The sequence below is a fragment of the Streptomyces sp. NPDC088732 genome, from assembly GCF_044751205.1.
Lineage (GTDB): Bacteria > Actinomycetota > Actinomycetes > Streptomycetales > Streptomycetaceae > Actinacidiphila.
The window spans coordinates 234,581-258,886 of the sequence record NZ_JBIVLI010000004.1 but is presented as its reverse complement, the minus strand read 5'-3'; the positions used below and the strand labels follow the sequence as shown (position 1 = coordinate 258,886).

The 24,306-nt window shown below is 72.8% G+C and carries 23 protein-coding genes; 12 read left to right on the top strand and 11 right to left on the bottom strand.

Annotated features, from left to right (window positions below; genetic code table 11):
* Positions 1–56: 56 nt before the first annotated feature.
* The 3 genes from ACIP9H_RS09100 to ilvA all read right to left on the bottom strand — a co-directional run bounded on the left by ACIP9H_RS09100 (position 57) and on the right by ilvA (position 3,261).
* Positions 57–917: an ABC transporter permease gene (locus tag ACIP9H_RS09100; protein ID WP_401580868.1), complete on the bottom strand. Its 861-nt coding sequence runs from the start codon at positions 915–917 to the stop codon at positions 57–59.
* Positions 914–1,876, bottom strand: a complete 963-nt coding sequence (locus ACIP9H_RS09095; RefSeq protein WP_401580870.1) for an ATP-binding cassette domain-containing protein — start codon at positions 1,874–1,876, stop codon at positions 914–916. Before ACIP9H_RS09095 ends, ACIP9H_RS09100 begins: the two co-directional genes overlap by 4 nt.
* 224 nt (positions 1,877–2,100) lie before the next feature.
* Positions 2,101–3,261, bottom strand: coding sequence for a threonine ammonia-lyase (gene ilvA, locus ACIP9H_RS09090; protein ID WP_401581159.1), 1,161 nt, complete (start codon positions 3,259–3,261; stop codon positions 2,101–2,103).
* Between the two features lie 232 nt (positions 3,262–3,493).
* On the opposite strand from ilvA, the gene ACIP9H_RS09085 reads away from it, so the two are divergent.
* The 3 genes from ACIP9H_RS09085 to ACIP9H_RS09075 are packed head-to-tail and all read left to right on the top strand — an operon-like array spanning position 3,494 to position 4,721.
* Positions 3,494–3,985 (top strand): MarR family transcriptional regulator, encoded by a 492-nt coding sequence (locus tag ACIP9H_RS09085; protein WP_360901843.1) that lies wholly within the window; start codon positions 3,494–3,496, stop codon positions 3,983–3,985.
* Positions 3,986–4,017: 32 nt separating this feature from the next.
* The gene (locus ACIP9H_RS09080) at positions 4,018–4,482 is read left to right on the top strand and encodes an RNA polymerase (protein ID WP_401580873.1); all 465 of its coding nucleotides are present in this window, start codon (positions 4,018–4,020) and stop codon (positions 4,480–4,482) included.
* Complete coding sequence (locus ACIP9H_RS09075) at positions 4,479–4,721, top strand: hypothetical protein (protein WP_401580874.1); 243 nt, start codon at positions 4,479–4,481, stop codon at positions 4,719–4,721. Before ACIP9H_RS09080 ends, ACIP9H_RS09075 begins: the two co-directional genes overlap by 4 nt.
* Positions 4,722–4,757: 36 nt before the next feature.
* Here the strand turns inward: ACIP9H_RS09075 and ACIP9H_RS09070 are convergent, their stop codons facing one another.
* A complete protein-coding gene (locus ACIP9H_RS09070) occupies positions 4,758–5,909 on the bottom strand; it encodes a cystathionine gamma-synthase (protein ID WP_401958429.1) in 1,152 nt (383 codons plus the stop codon).
* Between the two features lie 67 nt (positions 5,910–5,976).
* Between ACIP9H_RS09070 and ACIP9H_RS09065 the strand changes: the two genes are divergently transcribed.
* Genes ACIP9H_RS09065 through ACIP9H_RS09055 form a run of 3 tightly spaced genes read left to right on the top strand, consistent with a single transcriptional unit; the run spans position 5,977 to position 8,020 of the window.
* On the top strand, positions 5,977–7,017 hold the full coding sequence (locus tag ACIP9H_RS09065; protein WP_401958426.1) for a hypothetical protein: 1,041 nt from the start codon (positions 5,977–5,979) through the stop codon (positions 7,015–7,017).
* Complete coding sequence (gene msrA, locus ACIP9H_RS09060; RefSeq protein ID WP_401958423.1) at positions 7,014–7,673, top strand: peptide-methionine (S)-S-oxide reductase MsrA; 660 nt, start codon at positions 7,014–7,016, stop codon at positions 7,671–7,673. Before ACIP9H_RS09065 ends, msrA begins: the two co-directional genes overlap by 4 nt.
* Positions 7,670–8,020 carry a hypothetical protein gene (locus ACIP9H_RS09055; protein ID WP_401958421.1) on the top strand — a complete coding sequence of 117 codons (351 nt, stop codon included), beginning with the start codon at positions 7,670–7,672 and terminating at the stop codon, positions 8,018–8,020. Before msrA ends, ACIP9H_RS09055 begins: the two co-directional genes overlap by 4 nt.
* Before the next feature lie 33 nt (positions 8,021–8,053).
* Here the strand turns inward: ACIP9H_RS09055 and ACIP9H_RS09050 are convergent, their stop codons facing one another.
* From ACIP9H_RS09050 to ACIP9H_RS09040, 3 genes are all read right to left on the bottom strand, one after another.
* Positions 8,054–8,455: a DNA-binding protein gene (locus tag ACIP9H_RS09050; RefSeq protein ID WP_401958419.1), complete on the bottom strand. Its 402-nt coding sequence runs from the start codon at positions 8,453–8,455 to the stop codon at positions 8,054–8,056.
* Positions 8,452–8,700, bottom strand: a complete 249-nt coding sequence (locus tag ACIP9H_RS09045) for a hypothetical protein (RefSeq protein ID WP_401958416.1) — start codon at positions 8,698–8,700, stop codon at positions 8,452–8,454. The genes ACIP9H_RS09050 and ACIP9H_RS09045 overlap by 4 nt, the downstream gene beginning before the upstream one ends.
* 172 nt (positions 8,701–8,872) lie before the next feature.
* Positions 8,873–9,895 (bottom strand): LacI family DNA-binding transcriptional regulator, encoded by a 1,023-nt coding sequence (locus tag ACIP9H_RS09040; protein ID WP_401958414.1) that lies wholly within the window; start codon positions 9,893–9,895, stop codon positions 8,873–8,875.
* A 318-nt stretch (positions 9,896–10,213) separates the two neighbouring features.
* On the opposite strand from ACIP9H_RS09040, the gene ACIP9H_RS09035 reads away from it, so the two are divergent.
* Both ACIP9H_RS09035 and ACIP9H_RS09030 read left to right on the top strand, forming a co-directional pair.
* Positions 10,214–13,591: a S8 family peptidase gene (locus ACIP9H_RS09035; protein WP_401958408.1), complete on the top strand. Its 3,378-nt coding sequence runs from the start codon at positions 10,214–10,216 to the stop codon at positions 13,589–13,591.
* Positions 13,592–13,782: 191 nt separating this feature from the next.
* Positions 13,783–14,727 carry a D-alanyl-D-alanine carboxypeptidase family protein gene (locus ACIP9H_RS09030; protein WP_401580889.1) on the top strand — a complete coding sequence of 315 codons (945 nt, stop codon included), beginning with the start codon at positions 13,783–13,785 and terminating at the stop codon, positions 14,725–14,727.
* Positions 14,728–14,783: 56 nt separating this feature from the next.
* Here ACIP9H_RS09030 and ACIP9H_RS09025 read toward each other — a convergent pair whose 3' ends face one another.
* Together ACIP9H_RS09025 and ACIP9H_RS09020 are read right to left on the bottom strand one after the other, a co-directional pair.
* Entirely contained in the window at positions 14,784–15,470 is a 687-nt protein-coding gene (locus ACIP9H_RS09025) for an ABC transporter ATP-binding protein (protein WP_401580891.1), read from the bottom strand.
* Positions 15,471–15,569: 99 nt separating this feature from the next.
* Entirely contained in the window at positions 15,570–17,039 is a 1,470-nt protein-coding gene (locus tag ACIP9H_RS09020) for an ABC transporter permease (protein WP_401958404.1), read from the bottom strand.
* Positions 17,040–17,594: 555 nt separating this feature from the next.
* On the opposite strand from ACIP9H_RS09020, the gene ACIP9H_RS09015 reads away from it, so the two are divergent.
* Together ACIP9H_RS09015 and ACIP9H_RS09010 are read left to right on the top strand one after the other, a co-directional pair.
* Positions 17,595–18,788: a hypothetical protein gene (locus tag ACIP9H_RS09015; protein ID WP_401580895.1), complete on the top strand. Its 1,194-nt coding sequence runs from the start codon at positions 17,595–17,597 to the stop codon at positions 18,786–18,788.
* Positions 18,789–19,251: 463 nt separating this feature from the next.
* The gene (locus tag ACIP9H_RS09010; protein WP_401580897.1) at positions 19,252–20,262 is read left to right on the top strand and encodes an aldo/keto reductase; all 1,011 of its coding nucleotides are present in this window, start codon (positions 19,252–19,254) and stop codon (positions 20,260–20,262) included.
* Positions 20,263–20,268: 6 nt separating this feature from the next.
* Here the strand turns inward: ACIP9H_RS09010 and ACIP9H_RS09005 are convergent, their stop codons facing one another.
* Both ACIP9H_RS09005 and xylA read right to left on the bottom strand, forming a co-directional pair.
* Positions 20,269–20,766 (bottom strand): GNAT family N-acetyltransferase, encoded by a 498-nt coding sequence (locus ACIP9H_RS09005; RefSeq protein WP_401580899.1) that lies wholly within the window; start codon positions 20,764–20,766, stop codon positions 20,269–20,271.
* Positions 20,767–20,837: 71 nt separating this feature from the next.
* Positions 20,838–22,007 (bottom strand): xylose isomerase, encoded by a 1,170-nt coding sequence (xylA, locus tag ACIP9H_RS09000; protein ID WP_401958400.1) that lies wholly within the window; start codon positions 22,005–22,007, stop codon positions 20,838–20,840.
* A gap of 73 nt (positions 22,008–22,080) precedes the next feature.
* On the opposite strand from xylA, the gene xylB reads away from it, so the two are divergent.
* A complete protein-coding gene (gene xylB, locus ACIP9H_RS08995; protein WP_401958397.1) occupies positions 22,081–23,505 on the top strand; it encodes a xylulokinase in 1,425 nt (474 codons plus the stop codon).
* 137 nt (positions 23,506–23,642) lie between these two features.
* Complete coding sequence (locus ACIP9H_RS08990) at positions 23,643–24,233, top strand: helix-turn-helix domain-containing protein (RefSeq protein ID WP_401580904.1); 591 nt, start codon at positions 23,643–23,645, stop codon at positions 24,231–24,233.
* Positions 24,234–24,306 lie beyond the last annotated feature (73 nt).

Below are 24,306 nucleotides of genomic sequence, written 5' to 3'. Positions count from 1 at the left end.
GGACATGACGGAGCCCCCGGCCGCGAAGGCCGGGGGCTCCTTCGGTGTCCGCACGTTCACGCCGTGGCGGAGCGGTACTTGCGCACGGCCAGGGTCCGGAAGACCACGATGATCACGACCGACCAGATCACCGAGGCGAGCACCGGGTGCTGCATGGGCCAGGCGTCCGCCTCCCGGTAGTTGGGCGGCAGGTTGCCGAACAGCTCCCGGCAGGCGAGCACGGTGGCGCTGAAGGGGTTCCACTCGGCGATGTGGCGCAGCCACGGGGTCATCAGGTTGGAGTCCACGAAGGCGTTCGAGATGAACGTCAGCGGGAACAGCCAGATCAGGCCGCCGGAGGTGGCCGCCTCCGGGGTGCGCACCGACAGGCCGATCAGGGCGCCGATCCAGGAGAAGGCGTAGCCGAGCAGGAGGAGCAGCGCGAACGCCGCGACCGCCTTGGCCAGGCCCTCGTGAATGCGCCAGCCGACGAGTACCGCGACGATCGCCAGCACGACGACGGTCAGCGCCGTCTGCACCAGGTCAGCCAGGGTGCGGCCGGTGAGCACCGCGCCGCGGGCCATCGGCAGCGACCGGAAGCGGTCGATGAGGCCCTTGTGCATGTCGTCGGCGATGCCCGCGCCCGCGCCGGCGGTCGCGAAGGTGACGGTCTGGGCGAAGATGCCCGCCATCAGGAACTCGCGGTAGACGGTCGGGCTCGTGGAGCCGCCGACGTTCATGGAGCCGCCGAAGACGTAGCTGAACAGCACCACGAACATGATCGGCTGGACGAGGCCGAAGATGACGACCTCGGGGATCCGCATCATGCGGATCAGGTTGCGCTGGGCGACCACCAGCGAGTCCCGGACGGACTGCACGAACGGGTTGGTGGTCGGGCGCGGCTTGGCGGTGGCTACCGCGTCGGTCGCCGTGGTCACTGGGACTCCTCTTCCTTCTCCTCGGCGGCGTGGCCGGTGAGCGACATGAAGACATCGTCGAGCGTCGGGCGGCGCAGACCGATGTCGTCGATCTCGATGCCGCGGGTGTCGAGTTCGCGGATGACCTCCGCGAGCAGCTTCGCGCCGCCGGTGACCGGCACGGTGATCCGGCGGGTGTGGTTGTCGAGCGAGGTGTCGCCCTTGCCGAAGCCCTGGAGAACCTCGGTGGCCGCGGACAGGTGCTCGCGGTCGTGCACCACGACCTCGACGCGCTCGCCGCCGGTGCGCGCCTTGAGCTCGTCGGAGGTGCCGCGCGCGATGACCTTGCCGTGGTCGATCACGCAGATGTCGTGGGCGAGGTGGTCGGCCTCCTCCAGGTACTGCGTGGTGAGCAGCAGGGTGGTGCCGCCGGCCACGAGGTCCTGGATGACCTCCCACAGGGCGAGCCGGTTGCGCGGGTCGAGCCCGGTCGTCGGCTCGTCCATGAACATCACCGGCGGCCGGACGACCAGCGCCGCCGCCAGGTCGAGGCGGCGGCGCATGCCGCCGGAGTACGTCTTGGCCGTGCGGTCGGCGGCCTCGGCGAGGTTGAAGCGCTCCAGCAATTCGGTGGCGCGCGCCTTCGCGTCGCGCGCGGACATCTGGTAGAGCCGCCCCACCATCTGCAGGTTCTCGCGGCCGGTCAGGTACTCGTCGACGGCGGCGAACTGACCGGACAGACCGATCTGCCGGCGCACCTCGTTGGGGTGCTTGAGCACGTCGACACCGGCGACGACGGCCTTGCCGCTGTCCGGCTGCAGCAAGGTGGTCAGGACGCGGACGGCTGTGGTCTTCCCGGCTCCGTTCGGGCCGAGCAGACCCAGGACGGTGCCTTCGGGGACGTCGAGGTCCACTCCGTCCAGTGCCCTTACGTCGCCGAAGGTCTTCACCAGACCTTCGGCGTGGATGGCGCCTGGCATGCGTTGTCTCCCCTTCAGGGCGTGAGATGTGAGATGTGGGGATGTACGGGCGCGCGGCCGGAGCGGCGGCACACGCCGATACATCGCGAGCATCCCAGACGCGATATATCGCGTCAACCGGTTTTTCCGCGGCTCCCTCTCCCGTGTCCCACCGCGTCCGCAACACCCTCGTCCAGCCTGCCGCACGCCACTGACAATCGGGCCCGCAGCCGAGCACGCAGCGGTCAGAGCAGCGCGTACCCCGAGTCCCGCAGCGCGGAGACCACCGCCTCGCGGTGCTCCGGCCCGCGCGTCTCCACCCGCAGCTCCACCTCGGCCTCGGTCAGCCCGAGCCGGGCGTCGGTACGCACGTGCGCGATGTCCAGCACATTGGCGTCGCTCGCCGACAGGATGCCGAGCAACGCCGCCAGGGCGCCCGGCCGGTCCGTCAGCCGCAGCCGGAACGACAGATAACGGCCCGCCGCGGACATACCGTGCCGAAGAATACGCTCCATCAGCAGCGGGTCCACATTGCCGCCGGACAGCACGGCCACCACCGGCCCCTCGAACGCCTCCGGCCGGGCCAGCAGCGCCGCCACCGGGCTCGCCCCCGCCGGCTCGACGACCTGCTTGGCCCGCTCCAGGCACAGCAGCAGCGCCCTGGACAACTCGTCCTCGCTGACCGTGTGCACGTCGTCCAGCAGATCCCGGATGATGCCGAACGGGACGTCCCCGGGACTGCCCACCTTGATGCCGTCCGCCATGGTGGCCACCGTGTCCAGCACCACGGGCCGGCCGGCCCGCAGCGACGGCGGGTAGGCCGCCGCGCCCTCCGCCTGCACCCCGATGACACGGACGTCGGAGCGCACCGACTTCACCGCCAGCGCCACACCCGCGGCGAGCCCGCCGCCGCCGACGCCCACCACGATCGTGCGCACCTCGGGACACTGCTCCAGGATCTCCAGCCCCACGGTGCCCTGGCCCGCGATGATGTCGGGGTGGTCGAAGGGATGGATGAAGACGGCACCGGTCTCCTCCGCGTACACGCGGGCGGCGTGCAGCGTCTCGTCCACCACCTGCCCGCGCATCCGCACCTCGGCGCCGTACTCCCGGGTCGCCGCGATCTTCGGCAGCGGGGCCCCGACGGGCATGAAGACGGTCGAACGCACCCCCAGCAGCGAGGCGGCCAGCGCCACGCCCTGCGCGTGGTTGCCCGCGCTCGCCGCGACGACCCCGGCGGCCCGCTCCTCCGGCCGCAGACCCGCGATCCGCACATAGGCGCCGCGCACCTTGAAGGAACCGGTGCGCTGGAGGTTCTCGCACTTGAGGTGCACGGGCGCGGACACCAGCCCGGAGAGGTAGCGGCTGCCCTCCATCGGAGTCGTCCGCGCGACCCCCGAGAGCATCTTGTGCGCACCGCGGACGTCGTCGATCGTGACCGGGTGCGAAGGGGGCGGGCCCGCCGGACGGCGGACGGGACGTACTGGACTTGCCGGGCTTTCCATGAACCCCAGTCTTGCAGCCGGGCGCAGGGGGAGCCGGGACCGAACAGTTTTCCCCGGCAGGGTCCCGGGGTGTCGCTCTCCGCGTACTCTTCTCCCAACCTTCGCAGGACCGACAGAACGCGAGCTTCCGGCCATGCCCATTCCCTCGGAGACAACGACCGACCTCCTGGAGCGGCTCCAGCACCAGGTGGCACTCTTCGCCCGGCGCGCGGAGCAGACCCGTCTGGGTGGCGTCGGCAAGGCCCGCAACTCCATGGACCGGGCCGCATACCTGCTGCTCAACCGGCTGGACAACGAGGGGCCGATGGGCGTCAAGGCGCTCGCCGAGGGCATGGGCATCGACTCCTCGACCGTCACCCGGCAGGTCGCGCCGCTCGTCGACAGCGGTCTGGTCAAGCGCACCTCGCACCCCGAGGACGGGCGCGCGGTGGTCCTCGCGCTCTCCCCCCGGGGGCGCACGCGCCTCGAAGAGGTGCGCACCTCGCGCCGTGAGCTCATGTCGGTCGTCACCGAGGACTGGACCGAGCAGGAGCGGGAGATCTTCACCGACCTCCTCGGCCGCTTCAACTCCGCGTTGGCGGACTATCACACGGCCATGACATCCGGGGACGAGCAGAGCTCTTGACCTGAGGTCGCCGTCTGCCGTCCCATGGCGCTGTGGGAGAGCGCCGGGCGGCAGCGGAACGCCTGCGCGACGCCGAGTTCGCGGCGTTCGCGGCGGGCGCGGCAGGGCGTCTGCTGCATGCCGCCACCCTGCTCACCGGCGACCGCGAGGAGGCCGCCGAGCTGCTGTGCGCCGCCCTGTCGCGGACGTACGCGGACTGGTTCCGGCTCCGCGGCGAGGACCCGTACGTCCACACCCGGGGCGAGATCGTCCGCCGCTTCGCGCTCCGCCCCCGGTGGCGGCGGCCGCGCGGCGGACTGCTCGTGCCGCTGACCGTCCACGAGCGGCTGGTGGTCGTCCTGCGGCTGTACGAGGGGATCGCCGAGGAGCAGACCGCCGCCCAGCTCGGCATGCCGGTCGACCGGGTGCGCGCGGTGTGCCTGCGGGCCACGACCGCCCTGCACGGCCCGCGGCCGGCCGCCGAGCCCGCGCCCCGGGTCCGGGAGGCCGCCTCGTGACCTGGAGCCGCAAGGAGGACCAGGTCCGCCGGCTGCTCGACGGACCGCACCCCGTCGTGCCCGCGGGTCTCGCCCTCTCGGCCGCCGAACGCGGCAGGCGCCTGATCGCGCGCCGCCGCGTCCTGCGTCTCGTCCTGTGGGTGCTGCTGCTGGCCGCCCTGACCGCCGCCCTGGTGGCGGCCGCCCTGTGGTGGCCGGAGCCGCAGCCGCTCCGGACGACACCCCTGGTGTACTGGTAGCGGGCGCCGCGGGATTTCCGGCGCCCGCCGTGCCCGTCAGCCGAGGGCGTGCCGCAGGTCCTCCAGCAGGTCGTCGACGGACTCGATGCCCACCGACAGGCGCACCAGGTCGGCCGGCACCTCCAGCGCGGAACCGGCCGCCGAGGCGTGCGTCATCCGCCCCGGGTGCTCGATCAGCGACTCGACGCCGCCCAGCGACTCGCCGAGGGTGAACAGCCGGGCCCGGTTGCAGACCTCGACCGCCGCCTCCTCGCCGCCGGCGACCCGGAAGGAGACCATCCCGCCGAAGCGCTTCATCTGCTTCGCGGCGACGTTGTGCCCCGCGTGCTCGGCCAGGCCCGGGTAGAAGACCTGGGTGACCTTCGGGTGGGTGGACAGCAGGTCCGCGACCTTCTCCGCGTTGTCGCTGTGCCGGTCCATGCGCACCGCGAGGGTCTTGATGCCGCGCATGACCAGCCAGGCGTCGAAGGGGCCGGCGACCGCGCCCATCGCGTTCTGGTGGTAGGCCAGTTCCTCGCCGAGGCCCGCCTCGGCCGCGATCAGCGCGCCGCCGACCACATCGGAGTGGCCGCCCATGTACTTGGTCGTGGAGTGCACGACCACGTCCGCGCCGAGCGCCAGCGGCTGCTGGAGGTAGGGGCTGGCGAAGGTGTTGTCGACCACGAGCCGGGCGTCCGCGCCGCGCGCGATGTCCGCCAGCACGGCGATGTCGGTGATGCCGAGCAGCGGGTTGCTGGGCGTCTCGACCCAGATGACCCGGGTGTTGGGGCGGATCTCGGCCCGCACCGCCGCCGGGTCCGAGGTGTCGGCGACCGACCACTGCACGCCCCAGCGCTCCATGACCTTCGCGAAGAGCCGGAAGGTGCCGCCGTAGGCGTCGTTCGGGATGACGACGTGGTCGCCGGGCTTCAGGACCGTACGCAGCAGGCAGTCCTCGGCCGCCAGCCCCGACGCGAAGGCCAGACCCCGCCGGCCGCCCTCCAGCGCCGCGAGGTTCTCCTCCAGCGCCGTGCGGGTGGGGTTGGCGCTGCGGCTGTACTCGTAACCGCCGCGCAGACCGCCGACACCGTCCTGCTTGTACGTGGAGACCTGGTAGATCGGCGTCACGACGGCCCCGGTCCGGGCATCGGCCGCCTGACCCGCGTGGATCGCCAGGGTCTCGAAGTTCTGGTGCTGCTGCTCGCTCATAGCGCCGAGCGTAGTGCCGCCGACGGGACGGGGGCGTGCCCGCCGGGCGCGCGTACGCTTGCTCACCATGGAATTCCTCTGGGTGCTGTACGGAGTGCTCCTGATCGCCGCCGTCGTGATGTGGCCCCGCCTGCAGCGCGGCCGCGCCGAGTGGGCCAGGGCCGCGGCCGACCCCGGCCTGTACGGGTTCGTGTCGCAGGACATGATCGACATCCGGCTGCCGGGACCCGACCCCGAACTCACCCAGGCCCTCACCGCGACCCAGCGCACCCAGGACTGGCGCGCGGTGGCCGCCCTGCTCAAGGGCACCCCGGTGGAGGGCGAGGCCCGCTGGCAGCGGGTCCAGACGCTGGCCGGTGCCGCCGCAGTGGAACTGGCGCGCGCCCCCGGCAAGGGCGGGACCTGGCTGCGCACCTGGCGGGTGGAGGAGCCGGAGGACCCGGGCGGCGCGGCAGTCCAGGCCGCGTTCCTGGTGCAGCGGGCGCGGCGCGCCGCGGCGGGCTCGCCCGACGTGCCGATGATCCTGGAGGAGGCCCGCACGGTCGCCTCGGAGGCCGCGCTGCTGGCGCCGCGCGACCCGGTCCCGTACATCGTCGACCTCGCCGCGGACGGCGACTTCACGACCGCCTGGGAGAAGATCACCGCCCGCGCCCCGCACCACATGGGCGCGCACCTCGCCGCCCTGTCCCGGCTGCCCGAGGACGCCGCCCGCGACTTCGCCGAGCGCGCCGCCGCCTCGGGGCCCGAGGGCAGCCTGCTGCCCGCACTGCCGCTCTTCCAGGTCTTCGCGCACCTGCCGGAACTCGTCCTGACCAGCAGCTTCTACCAGAGCGAGGTCATCTCCCGGGCCGTCGGCGGCGCCCTGTACGCCACCGAGCACGCCTCCCCCAACGACCCGGTGGTGCCCCTGGTGCGGCACCTGCTGATCTCCTTCCTGGTGCGGGCCGAGCGCTACCCCGAGGCCGTCGAGCAGTTCCACCACGTCGACGGCTTCGCGGGCGCGGCCCCCTGGTCGTACGCCGACGACCCCGCCGCCGCGTACGCCCTCTACCGCGCCCAGGCCATCGCCGGACTCCAGCGCAACTCCGCGCCGGGACCGGCCCGTTGACGACCGCCCCGTTCCCCCACCACGGCCTGCGCCTGCCCTCCGCCGAGGAGGCCCTGCCCGGCCGCGCCGCGCCGCCGCACGTGCTGCCCGCACGGCACCTGCTGCTCGGCACCCCGCTCGCGGGCCCTTGTCCCGCGGGCCTGGAGGTCGCCGACCTCGCCCTCGGCTGCTTCTGGGGCGCCGAACGCACCTTCTGGCGCCTGGACGGTGTGTGGACGACCCTCGTCGGCTACCAGGGCGGCCACACCGCGCACCCCGTCCACGAGGAGGTGTGCAGCGGCCTCACCGGCCACGCGGAGACGGTGCGGGTGGTCTTCGACCCCGCCGCCCTGCCCTACGACCGGCTGCTGCGCGTCTTCTGGGAGGCCCACGACCCCACCCAGGGCTACCGCCAGGGCCACGACCACGGCACCCAGTACCGCTCCGCCCTGCGCACCCACTCCCCCGCGCAGCACGCCACCGCCCTCGCCTCCCGCGCGCTCTACGGATCCGCGCTGGCCGCCGCCGGCCACGGCCCCGTCACCACCGGGATCGCCCCCGCGGGCCCCTTCTACCCCGCCGAGGCCCGCCACCAGCAGTACCTCGCACAGAACCCCGCGGGCTACTGCGGCATCGGCGGCACGGGCGTGACGTGCCCGGCGGGAGCTGCCTTGTGACAGTGCCGCAGGACCACGTCCTCGCGGGCGGCTGGGTGTACACGGAGAACCTCCGGCCGCTCTGCGAGGTCGTCTCCGGCCTCGCCGGCCACGCCTTCGACGACAGCGACTGGCAGGCGGTCGAGTACGGCCTGTCCACCACCGACGACGACCGCCCCACCGCCGACTGGTTCCGATACCCGCTCGTCGGCCGGCGGCGCGTGGACCTCTGCCTGGCCCGATCGACCGGCGGCTCGGTCGTCTCGCTCCGGCTCCTCGGCGACGCCGACGAGGCACTTGCGGCCCGGGCCGACGCCGTGATCGGCGTCCTCGCGCAGTACTGGGTGTACGACAGACCGCCGCAATGACCGGTGCCGATGCGGAGCCGGCGCAACGGTGCCCTACACGGCGACCAGCCGCACCCGGTCACCGCACAGCCTGGCCATGCCGTCGACGTCGGAGGTCAGTATCGCCACGGGCCCCGGCCGGCGCAGGGCCGTCTCGGCCACGGTGGCGTCGATCGCGTACGTGTGCCCGTGCAGTCCCGCCGCCTTGAGCAGACCTGCCGCCGCTCTGGCCGAGGACTCGGTCACCGGCTCGACCTTGACCCGTGACAGGGCCCAGTCCAAGCGCGGCAGGTCCACGCGCGCGTGGCCGACCTCCACGATCGTGTTGGCGCCGACCACGAGATCGGCCCCCATCCCGTGGAACACCTGCAGCATCGCGAGTACCTTCCGGTCCTGCGCGATCCAGGCCGACAGCCCCTGTGCGTCCAGAACGACGGTCTCGAAGCGGTCGCTCACGCGGCGTCCGTGTGTCCCACCGGTGCGGCGTCGCCAAGGATCCAGGCACGCGCCTCGGCCAGTTCCCCGTCCGTGAAAGCGCCGCTCTCCTCCTGGTGCCGCCGCAGGTCGTCACCGAGGAGCTGATGCCGTATCCGGCGGGACACCGCCTCGGCCACGTAGCCGGAGACGTTGTCGGTGAGCTTCCTCAGCTCGGCCACCTGCTCGGTGGGCAGGGTGACGGTGATGCGCGTCGTGGCGGACATACAGCGAGCATGCTGCGGTATGCGCCATGACGGCCTACCTTCGTATGCCCTGCGACAGCATGGAATCACCGTGCCGGGCACACCGCGCGACCCCTCAACCGTGCCGGTTTTGTCCATGCCGACGGACTTCCGCGCGCAGGCCCGCCGGACAGGGCTTCGAATCACCCGGTCCCTACCGGGCCGGCACCGGCCCGCTGCTGTCGCGGACCGTCAGGCGGGGCTCGATGAGGTGCACCCCGGCCGAGGGGGCGGCGGTCGGGGTGCCGCCGAGTTTGGCCATGACGAGTTCGACGGCGCGGCGGCCCATCTCCTCCGCCGGGATGGACACCGAGGTCAGCCGGGGTGCCGACTGGACGGCGACCTGGTCGGGGCTGATCGCGACGACGGAGACGTCCTCGGGGACGGCGCGGCCCTGCTGGCGCAGGCGCGACAGGAGGGGGCCGATGGCGGCCTCGTTCTGGACGACGAGGGCGGTGGTGTCGGGCCGTTCCTCGAAGATGCGGGCGAGCGTGCCCGCCGTCGACTCCCAACTCCCCTCGCAGGGCCGGTGGATGAGCCGCATGCCGCGTGCGGCCGCGCGGGAGCGCAGGCCCTGGAGGGTGCGCTCGGCGAAGCCGGTGTGCCGCTGGTAGACCGCGGCGGCCTCGCCGACGACGGCGACGTCGCGGTGGCCCAGACCGGCGAGGTGGTCGACGCAGAGCGCGCCGGTGGCCTCGAAGTCGAGGTCGACGCAGGTCAGTCCCGCGGGTTCGGCGGGCAGGCCGATGAGGACCGCGGGCCGGCCGCCCTCGCGGAGCAACGGGATGCGTTCGTCGTGGAGTTCGACGTCCATGAGGATCATCGCGTCGGCCAGCCCGCTCGCGGCGACCCGGCGCACCGCGGTCGGCCCCTCCTCGCCGGTGAGCAGCAGCACGTCGTGGCCGTGCTGCCGCGCGGTGGTGGCGACGGCGATGGCGATCTCCATCATGACGGGCACGTACATGTCTGTACGCAACGGCACCATCAGGGCGATGATGTTGGACCGGCTGCTGGCCAGTGCGCGGGCACCGGCGTGGGGGTGGTAGCCGAGTTCCTGGATGCTGCGCTCGACCCTGTGCCGCGTGGCCTCGGAGATGGACCGCTTGCCGCTCAGGACGTACGACACGGTGCTGGCGGAGACCCCGGCGTGCCGGGCGACCTCGGCGAGCGTGACCATCCGGCGACTCCCTCGGGTGGACGGGCGGCATGCGCGGTGCGCCACCTCGATGGTGAAGCGCTTCGACGAATGACCGTATCCAGTGCCCGCTTTCCTGTCCAGAGAAGTGTCGAAGCGCTTCAACTCACCCCGCATGGAGCTTGTACGGACGCACGGAGGACACTTGGCCGGAATCCATCGCGACGGTTGCCTGCGGGGCTCTGGAGACCTCAGGTGCGCGGGGTGGATACTGCAACGCGAGGCGGGGGGCCTCGCCGGGGGATCGCCGCGGGGGGAACATCGCGTGCGCGCGTCCGGGAATGAGGGCTCCCGCGTGTCATGACTCGGACACCAGGGGAGAAGTTGCACGCACACTGGAGCAAGGCGCGCGCGTCGGCGCTCGCAGCGGGGGTCGTCGCGGTGCTGACCGCGGGCGTGGCGCTGCCGGCCACCGCGGCGGGAACGCCGGGATCGCCGGGAACGCCGGAGATACAGACACCGGCCGGCGCGGTCGCCGCCCGGCAGGGCGGCGGGCAGGAGTGGATCACCCTGATCACGGGTGACCAGGTCGCCGTGAACGCCAAGGGCGCGCCCGTCGCCCTGAAGCGCGCGAAGGGGCGCGAGGGCATACCCGTCCAGACGCGCCGTCAGAACGGCCATGTCTACGTCGTCCCGCAGGACGCGGCGCAGCTCGTCGCACAGGGCCGGGTCGACCGCCGGCTCTTCGACGTGACCACCCTCAGCCGCGCGGAGTACCGCAGGGCGGCCCAGCGGCACGGCCTCGGGCTGATCGTCACGTACCGGGGCGGCGCGGCGGACGCCAGGTCCGAACTGCACGCGGCCGAGGGCACGAAGGTGACGCACACCTTCACGCGGCTCAACGGCGAGTCCGTCACCGCCCCGGAGAAGGACGCGGCCGACGTCTGGGCAGCGCTGACCAACAACAGAAACGATTCTCCGTACGCCACCGCGGAGTCCGGCCTGGGCACGGTCTGGCTGAACGCGATCCAGCGGGCCGCGCTCGACAAGAGCGTGCCGCAGATCGGCGCGCCGACCGCCTGGAAGGCCGGCTACGACGGCACCGGCATCAGGATCGCCGTACTGGACACCGGCGTCGACACCCGCCACCCGGACCTGCCCACGGGCACCAAGGTGGTGAAGACCGCCAACTTCTCGGAGTCCGCCGACACCGTCGACCACGTCGGCCACGGCACCCACGTCGCCTCCATCGCGGCCGGCACCGGCGCGAAGTCGGGCGGGAAGTACAAGGGCGTCGCCCCGGGCGCGCAGATCATCAGCGGCAAGGTGCTGGACGACGAAGGCTTCGGGGACGACGCCGGCATCATCAAGGGCCTGGAGTGGGCCACCGCGCAGGGCGCCAGGATCGTCAACCTGAGCCTCGGCGGCACCGACACCCCGGGCGTCGACCCGATCGAGGCGGCCGTCAACAGGCTGTCCGCCGGCGCCGGGGCCCCGCTGTTCGTCATCGCCGCGGGCAACGAGGGCGACAAGGCCTCCACCGTCGGCTCGCCCGGCAGCGCCGACGCCGCGCTGACCGTCGGGGCCGTCGACAAGACCGACCGGCTCGCCGACTTCTCCTCGCGCGGCCCGCGGGTGGGCGACGGCGCGATCAAGCCCGATGTCACCGCCCCCGGCGTGGACATCACGGCGGCCGCGGCCAAGGGCAGCGCCATCGACACCGACCCGGAGGTCCCGCACCCCGCGGACGGCTACCTGACCATCTCCGGCACCTCCATGGCGACCCCGCACGTCACGGGCGCCGCGGCGATCCTCGCCCAGGAGCACCCGGACTGGACGGGCCAGCAGATCAAGGCCGTTCTCGTCGGCTCCGCGGAGGACGGCGGCTACACCCCCTTCCAGCAGGGTTCCGGCCGGATCGACGTGGCCCGCGCGATCGGGCAGACGGTCGTCGCCGAACCGGCGTCGCTGAACTTCGGCACGGCGCTGTGGCCGCACAACGACGACCCCACGACGACGAGGACCGTCACCTACCGGAACTCCGGTCAGCAGGACATCACGCTCGACCTGTCGCTCACCGGCCAGGGACCGCGCGGGGGCGCCGCCCCCGCGGGCTTCTTCCGCCTCGACAAGCAGCAGGTGACCGTGCCCGCGGGCGGCACCGCCGAGGCGACCGTGACCGTCGACTCCACCCTCGGCGGAACCGTCGACGGCGCCTACAGCGCCTACGTGGTGGCCACCGGCGGCGGCCAGAACGTCCGCACCGCCGCGGCCGTGATCCGCGAGAGCGAGTCGTACAACCTCACGATCACGAACCTGGACCGCACCGGCCACGCGGCCCCGGCCTTCGACACGATCGTCACCGGCCTGGACGGCCTCGGCGCCCCCTGGGAACTGACCGCCGGCACCACCACGGTGCGGGTGCCCAAGGGCACCTACAGCGTGGACAGCCTGATCATGAAGATGAAGGCCGACGGCAAGACGCCGCAGAGCGTCGACTGGCTGACCCGGCCGCTGGTGAAGATCACCGGCGACACCGCGCTGACCTTCGACGCGCGCACCGCGAAGCCCTTCGTCTTCAAGCTGCCGGACAGCGCGGCCCGCCAGGCGGATCTGTCCGTCGGCTACGTCCTGTCCAACGGCACCGACGGCAGCGGGCTGAGCTACGACGCCGGTACCCTGACCGACTTCCGTACCGCGCACGTCGGTCCCGAGCTCACCTCATCGCAGTTCCAGGCGGCGGTGAAGGGCACCTTCGAGCACGGCGCGAACGTCTTCAACGTGGCCTACGGGCGCAGCAAGTCCTTCTTCACGGGCTACACCCGGACCGTGGCGAGCGGCGACCTGGCGAGGATCGCCACCACGGCCGGCGCCCCGGCGGCGAACAAGCTCGGCCTGCTGTTCACCGAACCGACGGTCAACGACGCCTTCCTCATGACGAGCGGCGTCGCCGTCAGGCTGCCGTACACCAGGAGCGTCTGGATCAACGCCGCGGGCGTCGCCTGGGCCCAGCGGTTCCTGCAGCTCGACACCACGGGCAACCCCGACGCGGCCTGGTTCGCCGACGAGCAGTTCTTCACCAAGGGCCGGAGCTACAACCGCACCTGGAACGTCGGCGTCTTCGGCCCGAAGCTCGACTCCATGTCGGGGCTCTTCCGCTCGGGGGACGAGATCTTCGGCTACGTGGGCACCTTCGACGACGGATCCGGCCACGACGGCGGCTCCCTCTACGACAAGGCCAGCACGACCCTCTACCGGAACGGGACGAGGATCGGCACCGTCGCCGGCATGCTCGACGACGGCGTCTCCTTCACCGTCCCGGCCGGCAAGGCCGCCTACCGGCTCTCCACCACGGTGAACCGCAGCAAGCCCGCCACCGTCAGCACCCGGATCACCACGACCTGGACGTTCACCTCCCAGCGCGCCGAGGCCAGGCTCCCCGTCTCCGTGGTCCGCTTCACCCCGGCGCTGAGCGCGACGAGCAGCTCCACGGCCGGCGCCACCAGGACCGTCCCGGTCACGGTCCAGGGCGCGGCCGCGGGCACCAACCTCAAGTCGCTGAAGGTGTACTGGTCCACCGACGGCGGCGCCCACTGGAAGCCGCTCACCGTCAAGAGCGGCAAGGTGACGCTGAAGAACCCCAGGGCCGGCACGGGCGTCTCGCTCAGGGCCCAGGTGACCGACAAGAAGGGCAACACGCTCGACGAGGCGATCTTCAACGCCTACCGCACGAAGTAGTCCCCTCGGGCCGACCGCGCCCGGAGGAACGCGCCTTGTGACGGCCCGCCCGGAACGGAAACCACCGTTCCGGGCGGGCCGTCCGCGTTTTGTCCGCGTCCGGTCACAATCCCCGCTCCCCGTACGGGTGTTCGTCGGTCGGGTGTCAGGATGTGCTGCCCGATCCCCTCCCATCGACCCATGGAGCTTCTTTGAGACTCGGCATCACGAGGACGCACCGGCTCGGCGCCGCGCTCCTGGCCTCCAGTGCCCTCGTCGTGGCGGCCCCGGTGGCGGCTCCCGCCCAGGCGGCCACGGTCAAGGCCCCCTCGGTGACCGCCACGGGCGCCTTCCTGCTCGACAGCACGGCCAACAAGACGCTGTGGAGCAAGGCCGCCGACACCAAGCGGCAGATGGCCAGTACCACCAAGGTGATGACGGCCGCCGTCGTCCTCGGCACCCCGAAGCTGGACCTGAACAAGAAGATCACGATCAAGCAGGCGTACCGGGACTACGTCGTCCGCAACGGCGCCAGCACCGCCGACCTGAAGACGGGCGACACGGTCACCGTCAAGCAGCTGCTCTACGCACTGATGCTGCCCTCGGGCTGCGACGCCGCCATGGCGCTCGCCGACACCTACGGCACCGGCACCACCGTCTCGGCCCGCACCGCGTCGTTCATCAAGAAGATGAACAGCACGGCCGCCGCGCTGAAGATGAAGAACACCAAGTACGACTCGTTCGACGGCATATCCTCGGCCGGCAGCAACTACACGACCCCGCGCGACGCGGCGGTCCTGGCCCGCAAGGCCATGTCGTACGTCAACTTCCGCGATGTCGTGAAGTCCGCCAAGTCGGTGCAGAAGGCCACCAACGGCCGCACCTACACCTGGTACAACACCAACAAGCTCCTCGGCTCGTACAACGGCGCCGTGGGCGTGAAGACCGGCACCGGCACCTCGGCCGGCCCCTGCCTGATCTTCGCCGCCACGCGCAACGGCCGCACGGTCGTCGGTGTGCTGCTCCACAGCTCCAGCGGTGACAACCGCTTCACCGACGCCACCAAGATGCTCAACTACGCCTTCGGCACCAGCAGCACGTCCGCTGCCGGCACGCTGAAGCTGCGTTCGCTCCCGGCCGGCGCGCAGCGCGACTGACCCGGGCGGCACCCCGCCGCCGCCCGGCAGGAGCCGGGCGGCGGGACGGGCGGCCGTCAGGCCGCGGGCGTGCGGTCGGAGACGGTGATCTGCCCCCGCTTGATCGTGGCGACCCGGGTCGCCCGGCGGGCGATGTGGGAGTCGTGGGTGACCAGGACGAAGGTCAGCCCGTACTCCTTCCACAGTCCCTCCAGGAGCGCCAGGATCTCGTCGCGGGTGCCCTCGTCCAGGGCGCCGGTCGGCTCGTCGGCGAGCAGCACCTTCGGCTTCTTCACCAGCGCCCGGGCGATGGCCACGCGCTGCTGCTGACCGCCGGAGAGCTCGCTCGGCAGGTGGTGGAGGCGGTCGCCGAGGCCCACCGAGTCGAGCGCCTCGGCGGCGCGGGCGCGGCGCTCGGCGGCCTTGACGGCGAGCGGCACCAGCGCGGTCTCGACGTTCTCCTGCGCGGTGAGCGTCGGGATCAGGTTGAAGCTCTGGAAGATGATGCCGATGCTCTCGGAGCGGACCTTGGTCAGCCGGGTCTCGCTCAGCCGGGCGAGGTCGACGCCGTCGAGCTCGACCGAGCCGGAGGTCGGCTTGTCCAGGCCGCCCAGCATCTGCAGCAGGGTGGACTTGCCGCCGCCGGTGGGTCCCTGGACGACGAGCTGTTCGCCGTCCTCGATGACCAGGTCCACGCTGCGCAGCGCGTCCACGACGTCCTTGCCGCGCGAGTAGCGCTTGGTCACGCCGCTCAGCTTGTACATGAGATGACTCCTGAAGCCTGGGAGGAGAAGGGGGTGGGTGCCGCACCCCGCCAGGGGGATGGTGCGGGGCGCGGCACCCGTCTCGGGGAGGGGTTGCGGCTACTCGACGCGGCGCAGGGCGTCCGCGGGGCGCAGCCGGGAGGCGCGCCAGCCGCCGAAGGTGCCCGCGATCAGGCCGCTGGCGATCGCCAGCACCACGGCGACGACGATGGTGTTGACGCTGACCGGCGCCTCAAGGGCGATCTTGAGCACGTCGGACGCCGCCTGCCGGCCCTGTCCGCCCTGCCCGCCGCCGAAGGCGCCGCCGCCGAAGCCGCCGCCCCGGCCCCCGAAGCCGCCCCCGCCGCCGCGGGCGACGGACGCGTCCAGGGTCGGGCTGATGGCGGTGATGAGGTAGGCGCAGCCGAGGCCGAGGGCGATGCCGAGCACGCCGCCGATGAGGCCGTTGACCAGGGCCTCGCCCATGACCTGGCGGGTGACGCGGCCGCTCTTCCAGCCGAGTGCCTTGAGCGTGCCGAACTCGCGGACCCGGCGGCTGACCGCGGAGGAGGTGAGCAGCCCCGCGACCAGGAACGCGGCGATGAGCACGGCGATGGACAGCCACTTGCCCACGTTCGTGGCGAGGTTGGACGCCGTGGACAGCGAACCCGACACCGTGGACGCCAGGTCCGAGGAGGTCGTGACCGTCGTGCCGGCGATGTTCTTCTGGATGGCCTGCTTCACGGCGCCGATCTTCTGGGAGTCGGCGGCCTGGACGTAGACGGTGGTGACCTTGTCCTTGGAGTCCGACAGCGTCTGCGCCTGCTGGAGCGGGATGTAGACGTTCGCGGTGGACGAGCCGCTGTCGGCGGTCGCGATGCCGATCACGGAGAACGTGGTGCCCGAGACGGTGAGCGTCTTGCCCACCGACAGCTTCTTCTGCTTGGCGTACGCGCTGTCCAGGACGGCGACCTTGGCATCGGCCTGCGCGGCCGTGAAGGTCTTCCCGGAGGTGATCTTCGAGGAGGTCAGCGGGCCGAGCTCCATGTGCGCCACGTCGGTGCCGTAGAGCGTGAAGTTGTCGATGCCGAAGTTGGCACCGCCGCCGCGCACGGTGCCCTGCGGCCGGTTGCCGCCGAACCCGCCGCCCTGCCGGCCGCTGTTCGGGGACTGCTGGTACTGCCCGCGCTGGAACTGGCCGTTGATCTTGATGACGACCAGGCTGAGACCGCCGACGGCCTGCTTGACCCCGGTCTGCCCCGCGACGTCGCCGACGACGGAGGACTTCAGGGTGGTGAAGCCCTGGACCATGACACGGTCGCTGCTCTGCTCCTTGTCGTCGCCGCGCGCGTTGAACTGGAACCGCGGGCGCTCCGCGCCCGTCGAGGACGGGTCGGCGGCCTTGGTGACGGTCATGTCCGTCCCCAGGCCGTAGAGCGACTGGAGCACCTTGCCCTGCGCCTGTGTCATGCCCGCCGACACCGAGTTGACGGTGATGACCAGCGCGATGCCGAGTGCGAGGCCCATCGCGATGACGAGCGCCGCTTTCCTGCGGCGACGGAGTTCGCGCCGGAGATACGTGAAGAACATCGATTCCTCGCCGAGTTCGGAAGCCGGGGGGCGGGAGGGAGGACGGACTCGGCCTCCGTCCCGCTGCCGTGACGCTAGGAATCGGCCCTGATGAGAGTGTGAGGCCGGGATGAGAGGGCGATGAGAAACCCGGCGTCCCCGGAACCGGGACGGCCGCCGCCCGCGACAGCCGCCCGCGACGGCCGTCTCGGTTCCGGGGACGTGCGGGGGCTGCAGTACCTTGTCCTGTGCCTGCCCCGTCCCTGCCGGCCCGCCCTCGCGGGGCCGTCGCGACAGGCCGCGGGAGGGGATTCACGGAAGGCGGAGGCGCACATGTGGATCGGATGAGAAGGTCGGCGCCGGGACGGAAAGCGCTTCGACGACGGTGCACGGGACCAGCCGCGCGCCCACGCACGAGGGGGAGAGCCGGAGTTGACGGACGGAACGCCGTGGGACGGGGAGGGTCACGGCCGTCGCCGGGGGTTCGGCGACGGCTCCGGACCGGGACGCGAGCCGGGGTACGGACCTGACCCCGGCAGCGGTTTCGGCCCCCCTCCCCCGCCTCCGTACCCGGCGATGCCCGCCCACGCGCCGGCGCCGCCGCCCGCCCGGCCGCGGCGCTCCGCGCTGCTCCTGGCCCTCGTCGGCGTCGCCACCGCCGTGCTGGTGGCCGGCCTGCTGATCGCGAGGCCCTGGAACGACGGTCCCGAAGGGGCGGGCTCCGGCTCGCCCGCGGCCGGCAGGGGCACCGCCGTCGACGCCGCGCGGATGCTGCGCGAGGCCGCGGACACCCTGGAGAAGGCCCATGTGCTGTCCTACCGGGGTGAGTTCGCCCGCGATCCGGGCACGGCCACAGGCTTCGACCTGCAGACCACCCCGGGCGGATGGGGCCGCGGCTCCCTCGGCGACGGGGGCCGGACGGTCCGGTTGCTCACCGCGGGCGACCACCGGATGGCCAAGGCGGACCAGGCGTACTGGAAGGGCCGCGGCTACTCCGGCGCCCTGCTGGACCGGATCTCCGACCACTGGCTCGACGCGTCCTCCGACCTCCCGGAGATCGACGACGTGACGGCCCCGCTGGCGCCCGCCAACGTCGCCGGCCTGCTCCGCGACGCGGCCGGCAGCGCGTCCTCGGCCACCGCCTCCCCGACCCGGGTGGCCGGCCGGGCCGCCACCGTGCTGTCCACGCCCGGCGGCACCTTCTCCATCAGCGACTCCGCGCCCCACACCCTGCTCCACCTGGCCTCAGGGTCCTCCCCCGCCGCGACCGGGCCGCTGCCGCTGGCCGACGGCACGGACGTCTCCGTCGCCGCGCTCACCGGTGTCGACCGTGCGGCGTTCACCACCGGCTTCGAACGGGACCTGGCGGAGCTGAGCACCGCGGTCGACCCCACGGTCACCTTCACCACGGTCGGCAAGGCGCGCTTCTCCCCCTGCGGCAGCACGACGTGCACGGCCCGCTTCACGCTCCAGAACTCCGCTTACGGTTCGGCGGCCGCGGAGGCGAGCACCGACGACGCGGTCCACGCGGAGATCACCATCGACATCACGCTCGACGGCAGGAGCATCAAGCGCTGCTCCTACCAGCGCACGATGGAGCCCTCCGGCTCGGTCGCCCTGACCTGCACGGCCGCCTACAGCGCCGCCACGACCAGCGACCACACCGTCAAGGGCCAGCCCGACGCCTGGGCACGGGCCGTCCCGGACGACGAACTGGCCAGGCTGCGCGCGGACTTCGCCAAGGGCGCGGCGGACGGCCAGGCCGCCTGACCCCGCGCGCGGCGGCCAGGCGGCCCCGCCCGGGAAACGAGCCCCGGTCACGGTGAGCGTCACCCGGGCGTCCATCACCCGGGGAAGTAACGCCACCACTCGTTCCGGCCCCCGCCGAGTTCGAGCCCCGTCCGCACGCCGTCGCCGAGGACCTGCTGACGTCCCCGGTCCGGGAACCCGCGGCGGCCTGCCCGGACGGCGTGAACGTCGAGTCCGAGGCGAGCCGGACCCCGCGCACGCCGCCGTGCGCCTCCACGAGCGCCGCTCCGGCAAGACCCGCTCCCGCGGCACGGAAGCCCGCGCCGTCAGGGTCGCCGCCGCCCGCCGCGACGGGGTCGACCCGGCGGGCACCCCCGGGGTGCCGCCGACACCCCGACACGCCCTGCCCGCACGGGACTTGAGGTGGCGCCGGTCCCCGGCGCCCCTTGCCGTGAGTCCACTCGAAGGCGTTGGCTGGTCTCCCATGGAGTACACGCAGCTGGGCCGCACCGGCCTGAAGGTCGGCCGCATCGTGCTGGGCACGATGAACTTCGGCGGGCAGACGGACGAGCAGGACAGCCACCGGATCATGGACGCCGCGCTGGACGCGGGCGTCAACTTCTTCGACACGGCGGACATCTACGGCACGGCCGAGGAGAAGGGCCTGACGGAGAAGGTCATCGGCAGGTGGTTCGCGGGCGGCGCCGGACGGCGCGACAAGGTCGTGCTCGCGACGAAGGTGTACGGCAACATGTCGGACGACGGCAAGGCCTGGCACGAGCAGTCCTGGCCCAACCACGACCGGCTCTCCGCGCTGAACATCCGGCGGGCGGCGGAGGCGAGCCTGCGCCGCCTCGGCACCGACCACATCGACATCTACCAGTTCCACCACATCGACCGCGCGACGCCGTTCGAGGAGATCTGGCAGGCGGTCGACGTGCTCGTCCGCCAGGGCAAGATCCTCTACGCCGCCTCCTCGAACTTCCCCGGCTACAAGATCGCTCAGGCCAACGAGACCGCCGCGAACCGCGGCATGGTGGGCCTGGTCAGCGAGCAGTGCCTGTACAACCTGGCGGAGCGCCGGGCCGAGGCGGACGTGATCCCGGCCGCCCAGGCGTACGGCCTCGGGGTGATCCCGTGGTCGCCGCTGCACCAGGGGCTGCTGGGCGGCGCCCTGCGCAAGGAGCGCGAGAACAGCGGCTCGCGCACCAAGGCGGGCCGTTCGGCCGCGGGGCTGGCGGATCCGGCCGTGCGGGCCCGGGTCCAGGCCTACGAGGACCTGCTGGACAAGCACGGACTGGAGCCGGGCGAAGTGGCCCTGGCGTGGCTGCTGACCCGGCCGGGGGTCACGGGGCCGATCGTCGGGCCGCGCACCATGGAGCAGTTCGCCTCGGCGCTGCGCGCGGCGGAACTGGAGCTGGACGCGGAACTGCTGGCCGGGCTGGACGAGATCTTCCCGGGGCCGGGTCCGGCCCCGGAGGCGTTCGCCTGGTGATTCCCGTCACACCGGTGCCGCCTGGAGCCGCTTCGCCATGAGGCGCTCCGGGCGGCCGTCGGGCATCCGCCCGAGGGGATCGGCGGTGAACTCGAAGCCGTTGCGGCGGTAGAGCGCGGCGGCCGGCTCGTTGCCGTCCGCGACGGCGAGGGTGAGCAGCGCGGCGCCGGTCCCCGCGGCCCAGGTCTCGACGGCCCGGATCAGCAGGTCGCCGACGCCGAGGCCGCGTGCGTCACGGGCCACCCACATCGAGATCAGTTCGGTGGTGCCGGGGTGCTCGCCGCGGATACCGCTCGCCATGCCGCAGGGCACTCCGTCGTGCACGGCGGCCAGGTGGGTGCCGGGCAGGGCGAGCCGGTCGCGCCAGCGCTCCTCGCGGTCCCCGGTGCCCTGCCAGTCGGCGAGCCGGGAGCCGAAGGCGTACGGGGCGTCGGCGAGGGCGGCCAGGCGCAGGCCGCGCCACAGCCGCCAGTCCTGCGGGGTGAGCGTGCGCAGTTCGGTCATGCGGGCAGGTTGCCGCCGGGCGGGACCCGACGGCAACCCGTTTACGGCCCGGGGGCCGCGCTTCGGCCTGCTCAGCGGGTGCCGAGCAGGTGGTCCATGGCGAGCTGGTCCAGCTGCTCGAAGGCGGACCCGCGGGTGGCGACGGCGTCGGCGTCGAACTCCTCGTAGGCGCCGCGGTCGGCGAGCAGGTCGGCCAGGCTCTCGCCCGCACCGAGGGTCGGCTGCGCCAGCTGGTCCAGGCGGGAGGCCTTCAGCGCCTCCTGCACGGCCGAGTCGGCGCGGAACGCGGCGGCGCGCTCCTTGAGGATGAGGTAGTTGCGCATGCCGCCGGCGGCGGACGCCCACACACCGTCCATGTCCTCGGTCCGCGGGGGCTTGAAGTCGAAGTGGCGCGGGCCCTCGTAACCGGCCGTCTCCAGCAGGTCGACCAGCCAGAACGCGGAGCGCAGGTCGCCGGCGCCGAAGCGCAGGTCCTGGTCGTACTTGATGCCGGTCTGGCCGTTGAGGTCGATGTGGAAGAGCTTGCCGTGCCACAGCGCCTGGGCGATGCCGTGCGGGAAGTTCAGCCCGGCCATCTGCTCGTGGCCGACCTCGGGGTTGAGGCCGACGAGCTCGGGGTGGGCCAGCTCGTTGATGAACGCCAGCGCGTGGCCGATGGTCGGCAGCAGGATGTCGCCGCGCGGCTCGTTCGGCTTGGGCTCGATGGCGAAGCGGATGTCGTAGCCCTGCTCGATGACGTACTCGCCGAGGAGGTCGAACGCCTCCTTGAAGCGGTCGAGGGCGACCCGCACGTCCTTGGCGGCACCGGACTCGGCGCCCTCGCGGCCGCCCCAGGCGACATAGACCTTGGCGCCGAGCTCGGCGGCGAGGTCGATGTTGCGGATGGTCTTGCGGAGTGCGAAGCGCCGCACCTCGCGGTCGTTCGCGGTGAAGCCGCCGTCCTTGAAGACCGGGTGCGTGAAGAGGTTGGTGGTGGCCATCGGCACCTTCAGGCCGGTGGCGTCCAGGGCCTGGCGGAAGCGCTTGATGTGGCCCTCACGCGCGGTGTCGTCCGAGCCGAAGGGGATCAGGTCGTCGTCGTGGAAGGTGACGCCGTACGCACCGAGCTCGGCCAGCTTGTTGACGCTCTCGACGGGGTCGAGGGCGGGGCGGGTCGCCTCGCCGAAGGGGTCGCGACCCTGCCAGCCGACGGTCCAGAGACCGAAGGTGAACTTGTCGTCGGGGGTGGGGGTGAAACTCATCGCGGCGGCTCCTATTCGTAAGACCGTTGAACAAATTAATATGCGAACGCCGCTTTGTGAAGGGAGCCGCAGCATGAGCCGCGACATGGCGCACGGAACGATCGCACTGGGTGTGGACAGCTCCACGCAGTCCACCAAGGTGCTGGCAGTCGAGGTGGAGACCGGAAAAGTGCTGGCCAGGGGCCAGGCACGGCATGTGGTGAGCGAGGGCGAGGGACGCGAGACCGACCCCGAGGTGTGGTGGACGGCACTCGGCGAGGCACTGGCCCAGCTGGGCCCGTACGCCGCCGAGGCCGGCGCGATCTCCGTCGGCGGGCAGCAGCACGGCCTGGTCGTGCTGGACGCGGACGGGAAGCCGGTGCGGCCCGCGCTGCTCTGGAACGACGTGCGCTCCGCGCCCCAGGCCGCCGCCCTGGTCGAGAAGCACGGCGCCGCCTGGTGGGCGGAGCGCTTCGGCAGCGTGCCCGGCACGAGCTTCACCGTCACCAAGTGGGCGTGGCTGGCCGAGCACGAGCCGGAGGCCGCCAAGGCCGCGGCGGCGGTGCGGCTGCCCCACGACTTCCTCACCGAGCGGCTGAGCGGCGCCGCCGTCACCGACCGGGGCGACGCCTCCGGCACCGGCTGGTGGGCCACCGACACCGAGGCGTACGACGAGGCGATGCTCGCCTCGATCGGCCTGGACCCGGCCCTGCTGCCCCGCGTCCTGGGCCCCGGCGAGCGGGCCGGCGCCGTCCTGCCGGGCCTGCCGCTGCGCGAGGGCGCCCTGGTCGCCGCGGGTACCGGCGACAACGCCGGCGCCGCCCTCGGCCTCGGCCTCGCCCCGGGGCAGCCGGCGCTCAGCCTCGGCACCTCCGGCACCGTCTACACGCCCTCGGCGGCCCGTCCCGCCGACCCGACGGGCATCGTGGCCGGCTTCGCCGGCGGCCACGGCGGCTGGCTGCCGCTGGCCTGCACCCTGAACTGCACGCTCGCGGTCGACAAGGTCGCGGCGCTGCTCTCCCTGGACCGGGAGGCCGTCGCCCCGGGCGGTTCCCCCGTGCTGCTGCCGTTCCTCGACGGCGAGCGCACGCCCAACCTGCCGTACGCCTCCGGCTTGCTGACCGGACTGCGGCACGACACCACGCCGGGGCAGATCCTCCAGGCCGCCTACGACGGCGCCGCGTACGCCCTGCTCAGCGCGCTCGACCAGGTGCTCGCGGTCGACGGCACCGCCTCCGACGCGCCCCTGCTGCTGATCGGCGGCGGCGCGCGCGGCACCGCCTGGCGGGAGACGGTGCGGCGGCTGTCCGGCCGCGCGGTGCGCGTCCCGGTGGCCGACGAGCTCGTCGCCCTCGGCGCGGCGGCCCAGGCGGCGGCCCTGCTGACGGGCGAGACCCCGCAGGAGATCGCCCGCCGCTGGAACACCGCCGAGGGCCCGTCGTACGACCCGGTCCCGCGCGACGAGGAGACCCTCGGCCGCATCGGGGCGGAGCTGTCGCGGGCCTTCGGCGTGAAATAGGCGCTCCCCGGCGGCGGCGCGGCCGCCGGGTGCGGCCCGCGCGGAATGCCGTCCGCGCGGGCCGCACCGGGGCGGGAGACCGCCCGCCACCCGGTACGGTCTTGACAACCGTGCTTGCCGGAACGGCAAATGGAGTCATGACGGACGACGACATACCCGGCGTGCTGTCCGGCGTCGGACCGCGGCTGCGGGCGCTGCGGCGCGAACGGGGCGCCACCCTGGCGCAGATCGGCGAGCGGACCGGCATCTCGTCGAGCACGCTGTCGCGGCTGGAGTCCGGGCAGCGCAAACCGACGCTGGAGCTGCTGCTGCCGCTGGCGAAGACGTACGGCGTGCCGCTGGACGAGCTGGTGGGAGCGCCGCCGACCGGGGACCCGCGCGTCCATCCGCGCCCCGTCACCCGGCACGGGAAGACCTTCGTGCCGCTCACCCGCTATCTGGGCGGGCTGCACGCGTACAAGATGATCATCCAGGCGCCCCAGGACCCGGCGGTCCGGCCCGAGCAGGGGCAGCACGAGGGGTACGAGTGGGTCTACGTGCTGTCCGGACGGCTGCGGCTGACCCTCGGCGACCACGATCTCGTGCTCACCGCGGGTGAGGCCGCCGAGTTCGACACCCGCACCCCGCACGGCTTCGCCAACGCGGGACCGCAGCCCGTGGAGTTCCTGAGCCTCTTCGGGGCCCAGGGCGAGCGGATGCACCTGCGGGCCCGGCCGACGGGCGGTTGACCCGGCCGCAGGGCGTGCGAGGGTAGGACAGAACACCACCAATCAGACAGCAGGCATCGGACGAGAGGGGATC

Coding starts and splice junctions, on each gene's coding strand:
- ACIP9H_RS09020 (WP_401958404.1), bottom strand. CDS start 17,039: ATGTTCTTCACGTATCTCCGGCGCGAACTCCGTCGCCGCAGGAAAGCG.
- ACIP9H_RS09045 (WP_401958416.1), bottom strand. CDS start 8,700: ATGTCCGCCACGACGCGCATCACCGTCACCCTGCCCACCGAGCAGGTG.
- ACIP9H_RS09095 (WP_401580870.1), bottom strand. CDS start 1,876: ATGCCAGGCGCCATCCACGCCGAAGGTCTGGTGAAGACCTTCGGCGAC.
- ACIP9H_RS09085 (WP_360901843.1), top strand. CDS start 3,494: ATGCCCATTCCCTCGGAGACAACGACCGACCTCCTGGAGCGGCTCCAG.
- ACIP9H_RS09005 (WP_401580899.1), bottom strand. CDS start 20,766: ATGACCGAACTGCGCACGCTCACCCCGCAGGACTGGCGGCTGTGGCGC.
- ilvA (WP_401581159.1), bottom strand. CDS start 3,261: ATGCTCTCGGGGGTCGCGCGGACGACTCCGATGGAGGGCAGCCGCTAC.
- ACIP9H_RS09065 (WP_401958426.1), top strand. CDS start 5,977: ATGGAATTCCTCTGGGTGCTGTACGGAGTGCTCCTGATCGCCGCCGTC.
- xylA (WP_401958400.1), bottom strand. CDS start 22,007: ATGAGTTTCACCCCCACCCCCGACGACAAGTTCACCTTCGGTCTCTGG.
- ACIP9H_RS09040 (WP_401958414.1), bottom strand. CDS start 9,895: ATGGTCACGCTCGCCGAGGTCGCCCGGCACGCCGGGGTCTCCGCCAGC.
- ACIP9H_RS09010 (WP_401580897.1), top strand. CDS start 19,252: ATGGAGTACACGCAGCTGGGCCGCACCGGCCTGAAGGTCGGCCGCATC.
- ACIP9H_RS09035 (WP_401958408.1), top strand. CDS start 10,214: ATGACTCGGACACCAGGGGAGAAGTTGCACGCACACTGGAGCAAGGCG.
- ACIP9H_RS09025 (WP_401580891.1), bottom strand. CDS start 15,470: ATGTACAAGCTGAGCGGCGTGACCAAGCGCTACTCGCGCGGCAAGGAC.
- ACIP9H_RS08990 (WP_401580904.1), top strand. CDS start 23,643: ATGACGGACGACGACATACCCGGCGTGCTGTCCGGCGTCGGACCGCGG.
- xylB (WP_401958397.1), top strand. CDS start 22,081: ATGAGCCGCGACATGGCGCACGGAACGATCGCACTGGGTGTGGACAGC.
- ACIP9H_RS09070 (WP_401958429.1), bottom strand. CDS start 5,909: ATGAGCGAGCAGCAGCACCAGAACTTCGAGACCCTGGCGATCCACGCG.
- ACIP9H_RS09015 (WP_401580895.1), top strand. CDS start 17,595: ATGCCCGCCCACGCGCCGGCGCCGCCGCCCGCCCGGCCGCGGCGCTCC.